Origin of the sequence: Streptomyces sp. NRRL F-5123 (assembly GCF_000721495.1) — a bacterium.
In the GTDB taxonomy this organism is placed as follows: domain Bacteria; phylum Actinomycetota; class Actinomycetes; order Streptomycetales; family Streptomycetaceae; genus Actinacidiphila.
Genome location: NZ_JOHY01000073.1, coordinates 19,424 through 28,487, shown reverse-complemented (window position 1 = coordinate 28,487; position 9,064 = coordinate 19,424). Strand labels below are relative to the sequence as shown.

7 protein-coding genes are annotated in these 9,064 nt (G+C 72.3%); 2 read left to right on the top strand and 5 right to left on the bottom strand.

All coding sequences use genetic code 11. The features are described 5' to 3' along the window. From IH54_RS0135210 to IH54_RS0135195, 5 genes are all read right to left on the bottom strand, one after another. Positions 1-3,519 (bottom strand): type I polyketide synthase (locus IH54_RS0135210; protein ID WP_159012251.1); only part of this gene is annotated, 3,519 nt, incomplete at its 3' end. 296 nt (positions 3,520-3,815) lie between these two features. After that, positions 3,816-4,394: a response regulator transcription factor gene (locus IH54_RS42155; RefSeq protein ID WP_159012249.1), complete on the bottom strand. Its 579-nt coding sequence runs from the start codon at positions 4,392-4,394 to the stop codon at positions 3,816-3,818. Between the two features lie 331 nt (positions 4,395-4,725). Continuing rightward, a complete protein-coding gene (locus tag IH54_RS43910) occupies positions 4,726-4,938 on the bottom strand; it encodes a ferredoxin (RefSeq protein ID WP_078862761.1) in 213 nt (70 codons plus the stop codon). Beyond that, on the bottom strand, positions 4,938-6,047 hold the full coding sequence (locus IH54_RS0135200; protein WP_234344182.1) for a cytochrome P450: 1,110 nt from the start codon (positions 6,045-6,047) through the stop codon (positions 4,938-4,940). Before IH54_RS0135200 ends, IH54_RS43910 begins: the two co-directional genes overlap by 1 nt. Before the next feature lie 295 nt (positions 6,048-6,342). After that, the gene (locus IH54_RS0135195) at positions 6,343-7,278 is read right to left on the bottom strand and encodes an oxidoreductase (RefSeq protein WP_031524957.1); all 936 of its coding nucleotides are present in this window, start codon (positions 7,276-7,278) and stop codon (positions 6,343-6,345) included. Positions 7,279-7,360: 82 nt separating this feature from the next. Between IH54_RS0135195 and IH54_RS0135190 the strand changes: the two genes are divergently transcribed. Both IH54_RS0135190 and panB read left to right on the top strand, forming a co-directional pair. Then, a complete protein-coding gene (locus IH54_RS0135190; RefSeq protein ID WP_031524955.1) occupies positions 7,361-7,990 on the top strand; it encodes a TetR family transcriptional regulator in 630 nt (209 codons plus the stop codon). 134 nt (positions 7,991-8,124) lie between these two features. After that, positions 8,125-8,997 carry a 3-methyl-2-oxobutanoate hydroxymethyltransferase gene (gene panB, locus IH54_RS0135185; protein ID WP_031524953.1) on the top strand — a complete coding sequence of 291 codons (873 nt, stop codon included), beginning with the start codon at positions 8,125-8,127 and terminating at the stop codon, positions 8,995-8,997. Positions 8,998-9,064: the final 67 nt, after the last annotated feature.

The window sequence follows — 9,064 nt, the reverse complement described above, 5'->3', positions numbered from 1 at the left end:
CGCACCGTCCTGGTTCACCGCGGAACCCCGCACCACCGCCAGCACCCGGTGACCGTTGCGCCGCGCCTCCGACAACCGCTCCACGACGAGCACGCCGACACCCTCGGCCCACCCCGTACCGTCAGCGGCGTCCGAGAACGCCTTGCACCGCCCGTCCGGCGCCAACCCGCGCTGCCGCGAGAACTCCACGAACATGCCGGGAGTGGACAGCACCGTCACCCCGCCCGCCAGCGCGAGCGAGCACTCACCGTTCCGCAGCGCCTGGGCGGCCAGGTGCAGGGCGACGAGCGAGGACGAGCAGGCCGTGTCGACCGTCATCGCCGGGCCCTCAAGACCCAGCAGGTAGGAGATCCGGCCGGACGCCACGCTCGTGGTGTTGCCGGTGAGGCGGAAGCCCTCGGTGCCGTCGACCGGGAACTCCGACACCGCGTCCACACCCTCCGACACCGCGCGCCACAACCCGTCCGGCGACTCGATCCCGCCCGGCAGCCGGCACGCCATCCCCACGATCACCACCGGATCGTCACCCGTGCCCGTGCCCGGAACGGCGGTCGGAGGCGGGACGGCGGGCGTACCCGGGGTGTCCAGGGCGCCGACGATCCGGTCGTGCAGGTGGGCGGCGAGCGCCTGCGGGGTGGGGTGGTCGAAGAGCACGCTGGTGGGCAGGCGCAGCCCCGTGGCGGAGACGAGCCGGTTGCGCAGCTGCACCGAGAGCGTGGAGTCGAAGCCGAGGTCGCGGAAGGCGGTGCCGGGGTCCGCCGTGTGGTCGCCGACGATCTCGCCGACGTGCCCGGCCAGCCAGCGCTGGAGGAAGCCCTCGGGGGAGGTGCGGATCGTGTCGCGCAGGGCGAGCGTGGCGGAGCTGATGTGCTGCTCGGCGGCCGGCGCGGCGGGGAGTTCGTCGAGCCAGTACCGCTCCCGTTGGAAGGCGTAGGTCGGCAGGCTGACGAGGCGGGCGTCCCCGACGGCCTCGGCCCAGTCGACGGGCAGGCCGGAGACCCAGGCGGCGCCGAGCCCGGCGAGGAGGGCTTCGGGCTCGGGGACGTCCCGGTGCTGGAGGGCCACTGCGACCTCGGTCTCGGTGGGGTGGACCAGCGGGGTGAGGACGGAGTCCGGGGCGAGTTCGACGAACCGGGTGACGCCCAGCTCACGACACGCGGTGATCGCGTCGTGGAAGCGCACGGTGGCGCCCACGTGGGCGATCCAGTACGCCTCGCCCATGGGGGTGCCGGTGTGCCCGGTGACGGTGGAGACGATCGGGATGCGCGGTTCGGCGGCGGTGAGCCCGCTGATCTCGCGGGCGAGTTCGTCGAGCATCGGGACGGTGAGCGGCGAGTGGGCGGCGTTCTGCACCCGCAGCCGGGTGGTGCGGCGGCCGCGGGCGTGGAGCGCGGCGGCGATCCGGGTGACGGACGCCTCCCCGCCCGACAGGACGACGGACCGCGGCCCGTTGATGACACCGATGGACACGTCGTCGGCGTCCAGGAGTGCTTCGGCCGCCTCCTCCTCGGTTGCCTCGACGGCGATCATGGCGCCGCCGGGCGGCAGGGCCTCCATGAGCGCGCCGCGGGCCGCGGCGAGGGCGGCGGCGTCGGCGAGGGAGAGGGAGCCGGAGACGTGGGCGGCGACGATCTCGCCGAAGGAGTGGCCCACGAGCAGGTCGGGCCGGACGCCCCAGGAGGTGACCAGGCGGTACATGGCGACCTGGAAGGCGAACAGCGCGGGCTGCATGAGGCGCATGCCGTCGAGGGCGGCGGCCGCGGCCGCCGCGTCGCCGTCCCCGTCCCCGTCGCCGTCGCCGTCGCCGAGGAGCACCTCGCGCAGGCCGAGCGCGGGGTCGAAGTGGTCGAGCACCTCGTCCAGCGCCCGGGCGAAGACAGGGTGTGCCGCGTACAGTTCGCGCCCCATGCCGAGGCGGTGCGCGCCGCCGCCCGCGAAGAGGAAGGCGGTACGGCCGCTCGCGGCGGTGGCGCCGGTGACGGCCGCGGAGTGCAGGTCGTCGAGCCGGGCGGTGAGTTCGGCGCGGTCGGTGCCGATGACGACGGCGCGGTGTTCGAGGGCGGAGCGGGTCACGGCCAGTGAGCGGGCGATGTCGGCCGCGTCGTCGCCGTTGTCCCGAAGGTGGTCGAGCAGCCGCCCCGCCTGGGCGTCCAGGGCGCGGCCGGTGCGGGCGGACAGGACCCAGGGCAGGGGGCGGGGGGTGGCGGGCCGGGCGACCGGGCGGTCCGGGCGACCGGTGTAGGGGCCTTCGGTGAGCACCACGTGGCAGTTGGTGCCGCCGATGCCGAACGAGCTGACGCCTGCGACGAGCGGGGTGTCGGGCTGCGGCCATGCGTCGAGCGCGGTCTGCACGCGCAGGTTCAGCGCGTCCAGCGGGATCGCCGGGTGCGGGGTGCGGAAGTGCAGGGTGGGCGGCAGCTGCCGGTGCCGCACGCTGAGGGCCGCCTTGAGCAGCCCGGCGATGCCCGCGGCGGCCTCCAGGTGGCCGATGTTGGTCTTGACGGAACCGACGTGCAGCGGCGGGCGGTCGGCGGCGCGTCCGACGGCGGCGGACAGCGCGGCGGCCTCGACGGGGTCGCCGACCGGTGTGCCGGTGCCGTGCAGCTCCACGTACTGGACGGCGTCGGGGCTGACGCCCGCGTCGGCGTAGGCCCGCGCGAGCACGTCCCGCTGGCCTTCGGCGTCCGGGTCGGTGAGCCGTTCGCCGCCGCCGTCGTTGTTGACGGCGCTGCCCCGGATGACGCAGTAGAGGGGGTCCCCGTCGGCGACGGCCCGGGCGAGCGGCTTGAGCAGGACCATGCCGCCTCCCTCGCCGCGTACGAACCCGTCGGCGCTCTCGTCGAACACGGCGCTGCGTCCGCGTACGGACAGGGCGCCCAGCCCTGCGGTGGCCGTCATGCTCTCCGGCGAGAGGATCAGGCTGACGCCGCCCGCGAGGGCGAGGTCGCACTCGCCGCGGCGGATGCTCTCGCACGCCAGGTGGACGGCCACCAGCGAGGACGCCTGGGCCGCGTCGACGGCCAGGCTGGGGCCGCGCAGGCCGAGGGTCCAGGAGATGCGGTTGGCGACGACGGCGCGGTGCCGGCCCACGAAGTCGTCGAGGTCGCCGCCGCCGGGCCGGCCGGCGCGGGTGGCGAGGGTGGTGTAGTCGTCGGACGCGACGCCGACGAACATCCCGGTGCGTGAGCCGCGGAGCCGGTCCGCGGGCACACCGGCGTCCTCCGTCGCCTCCCAGGCGAGTTCCAGCGCGAGGCGCTGCTGGGGGTCCATGGCGACGGCCTCCTCGGGCCGCACGCCGAAGAAGGCGGCGTCGAAGGAGCCGACGTCGGTGAGGAAGCCGCCACGCCAGGACGCGGAGCCGGGTCCTCTGTCCTGTGGCCACGGGGAGACCGCGTCGGTTCCTTCGGACAGCAGACGCCACAGCTCGGCCGGGTTCGATGCCGACGGGACGCGGCAGGAGAGGCCGATCACAGCGATGGCGTTGTCGTGGGAGCCGTCGGTCACCTGGTCACCGGGCATGGATGGCTTCATAATCGGAGTATCGGCAGCGACCCCAAGATCGGCTTCCGCCAGAGGAACGGCCGGGGCCTAAGGCTTCGGTAGGGGTTTTTCGCGCCGGCGCTGGACCTTCGTCCAGGTTGTCCGGCCGCCGGGCCTGTGCTGCAATCAGCTGGGTCGGGGCCGCGGGTGCCGGCCGGGCGGGGACGGTCGGGCGTCCGCGCTCAGACGGCTCCGGCTCACGTGATCCCGGCTCTCACGTGATCTCCGGTCAGGTGGATCCCGGCTCACGTGATCTCCGGTCAGGTGGCGCCGCCTCACATGGTTCTGGCGGAGGCGATGAGCTGGGCCCGGGAGGCCATGTGCGCCTTCGCGAGCACGTTGGACACGTGGAACTTGACGGTCTTCTCGCTGAGTCCGAGCCGGCGGGCGATCTCCTTGTTCGCCATGCCGCGCCGTACGAGCTCCAGCACCTCGGACTCGCGCGAGGTCAGGGGCGCGTGGGTGGGGACGACGGTAAGGCGCCGCGGCAGTGAGGCGCGTACGTACCCGAGCAGCGGGCCGCTGAGTCCGGGGGATACGTATCCGGTGCCGTCGGCCGTTCTGCGGACGGCGGTGATCAGCTCTTCCTCGGGGTCGTCGGAGTGGACCAGGGCCTTGATCTCGGCCCGGGTGCAGCCGATCCAGCCGAGGGCCACGTCCGCGTCCGGCACGACGACCACCAGGTCGGCGTCGACGCGGACCATCTCGTCGGGGTCGGCGTACGACGCGGAGGGCGGATCGACCAGCACCACGACGTCGGGGCGGCAGAGGTCGACGACCGGGACCAGCTCGTCCAGACCGGGCGCCTCCCCGACCACGCACAGCGCGGGGTCCCGGCCTAAGGCCTCGCGCATACCGAGACGCCCGTAAGGATGCTGGTCGCACACGACAATTCGTATTCTCGGGTCATTACTCATCATCATCGCTCCCCTGCTGGGCGTGAAATGCACGCAGTGAGGACGCGCAGCGACACACCGTTTCCGGACCCGGACACGCACGGGTTCTCCCCGTGCGCCAGAGAGGCGGGGCACGCCGAAGAAGCACCGGAGGGCAACGAACCGTCCGGTGCACGCGGCAGAATTCACGGCGGACCGGGAACCTGGTCCGGCGGGCCGGTGCTATTCACCTCAATCCCGCCGAACGGTTCACGGGCAACGGCGCACTCGCCCCCGCACTATTGCGTCGTCAATTCGTCGGAGCAGCCTGCGGACTGACACTGATCGCGCCCACCGGGCACATGTGCGCCGCTCTTTCCACCGGAGCCCGGAGACTTTCCGGCGCTTCTTCCACCAGCAGTTCGACGAGTCCTTCCGCATCGTCCTGGTCGAACACCTCCGGGGCGTTCGCGACGCAGTTGCCGGACCCGCAGCAGAGTTCCCTGTCGACGGTGATCCGCATTACCACGTCACCGGGAGCTCGCCGACCCCGAAGGTGACGGCCATGTGGCGCTTGGGGACGTCCGCGAGGGTGGTCAGGGAGCGCAGGCCGGGGAAGCGGCGGGCGAGTTCCACCAGCGCGATGCGCAGTTCGGCGCGGGCCAGCGGCTGGCCGACGCACTGGTGCAGGCCGAAGCCGAACGCCATGTGGCGGTGCGCCTCCTGCCGCGCGGGGTCGAAGACCTCGGGGTCGGGGAAGGCCAGGGCGTCCCGGTTGGCCAGGGACAGCATGGCCACGACGCCCTCGCCCTCCCGGATGAGGTGGCCGTCGATCTCCACGTCCTCCATGGCGAGGCGGGGCAGGCCGGTCCTGACGACCGTGACGTAGCGGAGGAGTTCCTCGACCACGTTGGGGGCGAGGCCGGGGTCCTTGCGCAGGGCGTCCAGGGTCTCCGGGTGCTCCAGCAGGGCCAGGGAGGACAGCCCGATCATGTTGGCGGTGGTCTCGTGACCGGCCACGAGCAGCAGCTGCGCCATGCTCAGCAGCTCGTCCTCGCGCAGCTCGCCGGGGACGACGCGCTCGGCGACGAGTCTGCTCAGCAGGTCCTCGCCGGGCGAGGTGCGCTTGTACGTGATCAGCTCGCCGAGCAGCTGGCTCAGGGCGCCGAGCGCGGCCTGGACCTCGGCGGGACCGGAGTTGCGGTCCATGATCGCCCGGCTGTGCTCCTGGAAGAACTCGTGGTCGGAGTAGGGGACGCCCAGCAGGTGGCTGATCGTCATGGACGGCACGGGGAGCGCGAACTCGCTCATGAGGTCCGCCGGGGGACCGCCGGCGCGCATGCGCTCCAGCGTGTCGACCACGGTCTCCTCGATGAGCGGTTCGATCCGCCGGATGTTCTTGATCATGAACTCGGCGGTGAGCATGCGCCGCAGACGGCTGTGCGCCTCACCGTCCATGAAGATGAACAGCCCGGTGGCGTCCTCCTGCTGGGGCGGCAGCGGATTCAGCACCGGGAATCCCGGACGGTACTGGTCGGAGCTGAATCCCGGATGCCGCAGCAGTTGTTTGACCTGATCGTGCCGGGTCGCCAGCCAGGCCCATCCCCCGAAGGGGAGCCTGACCTTGCCCATCGGCCCGTCCAGCCGCGCCAGGTCGTCATCGCGAACGGGAATGAAAGGATTGCTTTCCGGGCCTATGAATGGGAAAGCGGGGAGATTTACGACATCAACGTCCGGAACCTTATGCGCCACAGTGGACCCCCGAACAACTTGCCGCCTATAAGGGGTCATCATCGTAACAGGCATCGCACAAAGGGCCGCCAAAGAGTGATCTGACTCACACTCAGCTCACGGTCAACGGAATGTTTTGTTCCGGCACTTGGGCGCCTTTTATGATGCGAACGCCCGAAATCTCTCGACGAACACCTCAAACCACGGCGGGAAGCGCGAAACTCACTCCGGTCAGTTCTTCGGACAACTGCCACAACCGGCCGGCGGCCGCCGGATCGGTGGCGCGCGGAGCCAGCTCCACCCGCTTGGGTGCGCCGCGCAGCTCGCCCATGCCGTCGGGCCCGTAGAGCTCGCCGCCGCGCGCCTGCGGGTCGGTGGCCGCGTAGAGCTGCGGCAGCGCGCCCTGCTCCGACGTCTGGGCGAGCGGCAGCAGCAGCCGGCCGAAGACGAACTTCACCCGGCCGACGGGGGCGCTCGTCTGCAGCCCGGTGGAGCTGTAGCCGGGGTGGGCGAGCACGCTGCGGACCCGGCTGCCGGCCGCGCTCAGCCTCCGGTGCAGCTCCCAGCCGAACAGGGCGTTGGCGAGCTTGGACTGGTTGTAGTACCCCATGGGCGCGTACTTGCGCTCACCGGTCAGGTCGTCGAAGAAGATCTGCCCCTGGCGGTGGTTGGCGGAGGTCACGGTGACCACGCGGGGGTCGTCGCTGCCGGCCATGAGCTCGAGCAGCAGGGCGGTGAGCGCGAAGTGCCCGAGGTGGTTGGCGGCGAACTGCACCTCGTGGCCGTCGGCGGTGAGCGTGCGGGGCGGCGCCATGAGGCCCGCGTTGTTGACGAGCACGTCGGGGTGCATGCCGTCGGCCTTCAGCCCGTCGGCGAACGCACGCACCGACGCCATGTCCGACAGGTCCAGCGGGCGCACCTCCAGGCGGGCCCGGGCCTGCTCGGACGTCAGCTGCGCGGCGGCCCGGCGGCCCTTCTCCTCGTCGCGGACGGCCAGGACCACCCGTGCGCCCTTGCGGGCGAGCGCCCTGGTGGTCGCCAGTCCGAGGCCGCTGTTGGCCCCTGTGACGACGAACACCCGTCCGTCCTGGTCCGGCATCTGGTCGGCTCGCCAGCGGCTCTCACGCGTCATGCGGCTCATCGTGCCCTCCGTGGCATTGAGTGTCAAGCGTGGCATCTGGAGGCGAAGCTGGCGCGGCGCCTACGATGGGGGGATGACTTCCCGACCCGCTGGGACCCTGGCCGAGCGCAAGCGCGCGCTCGTCGCGGACGCACTGACCCAGGCCGCGCTGAACCTGCTCGTGCGCGAGGGGTTCGAAGCGGTGACGGTGGACGAGATCACCGCGGCGGCGGGCGTGTCCAAGCGGACGTTCTTCCGCTACTTCTCCTCGAAGGAGGACGTGGTCGTCCAGTTCCTGACGGAGATGGGCGCGGGCATGCGCGACGAGCTGGCCGCCCGGCCGCCGCTGGAGCCGCCGTCCGTCGCCCTGCGGCACGCCGTGCAGTCCTCCGTCGACGCCTGCGCGGGGCACGCCGACCGGGCGCTGAGCGTGGTGCGGCTGATCCTGCGCACCCCGCCGCTGCTCGCGCGCTTCCTGGAGCGCCAGGCGCAGTGGCGCGGCGAGCTCGCGGCGGAGCTGGCCCGCCGCCTCGGCATGGACCCCGCGGTGGAGCTGTATCCGGAGCTGGCCGCCGGGATGGCGCTGGCCGCCTTCGACACCATCCTCCAGCGGTGGAGCGACGACGGCACCGTGGACCCGGCGGAGCTGACCGGCCGGGCCTTCGCCGTCATCGCCCCCGCGCTGGACTCCGTCGTGACCCCTGCCGCGGCCACCGGTTCCTGAACGGCTCGCTCCCCGCCCGGGAGCGAGCCCGGGCGGGGAGCCCCCTTTGCCGCGGGCGCGCAGCGTGCCAGCATGGGGGGTGGTCCGGGGACACCGTCAGGGTGCCTCGAGATGACGTGAAGGAGCCGTCGAGAATGACGTCACTTTCTGCTGCCCGGGAACAGGGCAAGGGGCTCGACAATCCCAAGGCGCTGTACGGCGGGAGCCGTAACCGCCGGGTCTCGGTGCGCGATCTGGCGCTCGCCAAGGAGCGCGGGGAGCGGTGGCCGATGCTCACCGCGTACGACGCGATGACCGCGTCGGTCTTCGACGAGGCCGGGATCCCGGTGCTGCTCGTCGGGGATTCGATGGGGAACTGCCACCTCGGCTACGAGAGCACCGTGCCGGTCACGCTGGACGAGATGACGATGCTGGCCGCGGCCGTCGTACGCGGTACGAGCCGCGCGCTGGTCGTCGGGGACCTGACGTTCGGGTCCTACCAGGAAGGGCCCGTGCAGGCGCTGCGGAGCGCGACGCGGCTGGTCAAGGAGGCCGGGGTCGGGGCGGTCAAACTGGAGGGCGGGGAGCGCTCGCTCGCGGCCACCGCGCTGATCGTGGAGTCCGGCATCCCGGTCATGGCGCATCTGGGCCTGACGCCGCAGTCGGTCAACACGCTGGGGCACCGGGTGCAGGGCCGCAGCGAGGAGGCGGCGCAGCAGCTCGTCCGGGACGCGAAGGCCGCGCAGGACGCGGGCGCCTTCGCCGTCGTGCTGGAGCTGGTGCCGGCCGAGGTCGCCGCGGAGGTCACCCGCTCGCTGCACATCCCCGTCGTCGGCATCGGCGCCGGGCCGGACACGGACGCGCAGGTGCTGGTGTGGACGGACATGGCCGGCCTCACCGGCGGCAAGGTGCCGCGCTTCACCAAGCAGTACCTGGACCTGCGGCGCTCCCTGGGCGACGCGGCCAGGGCGTACGCCGAGGAGGTCGTCGGCGGGGCCTTCCCCGCCGAGGAGCACACGTTCCACTGATCCGCGCGCGGCGTCCGGAAAAGCCCGCGGCGCGACATCCGCGCGGGTTCTTTTGAGACATTCCCGC

Bases quoted from the DNA above. Each gene is read 5' to 3' on its own strand.
- IH54_RS42155 (WP_159012249.1), bottom strand. From the start codon at position 4,394: ATGCGCGAGGCCTTAGGCCGGGACCCCGCGCTGTGCGTGGTCGGGGAG.
- IH54_RS43910 (WP_078862761.1), bottom strand. From the start codon at position 4,938: ATGCGGATCACCGTCGACAGGGAACTCTGCTGCGGGTCCGGCAACTGC.
- IH54_RS0135200 (WP_234344182.1), bottom strand. From the start codon at position 6,047: ATGGGCAAGGTCAGGCTCCCCTTCGGGGGATGGGCCTGGCTGGCGACC.
- IH54_RS0135195 (WP_031524957.1), bottom strand. From the start codon at position 7,278: ATGACGCGTGAGAGCCGCTGGCGAGCCGACCAGATGCCGGACCAGGAC.
- IH54_RS0135190 (WP_031524955.1), top strand. From the start codon at position 7,361: ATGACTTCCCGACCCGCTGGGACCCTGGCCGAGCGCAAGCGCGCGCTC.
- panB (WP_031524953.1), top strand. From the start codon at position 8,125: ATGACGTCACTTTCTGCTGCCCGGGAACAGGGCAAGGGGCTCGACAAT.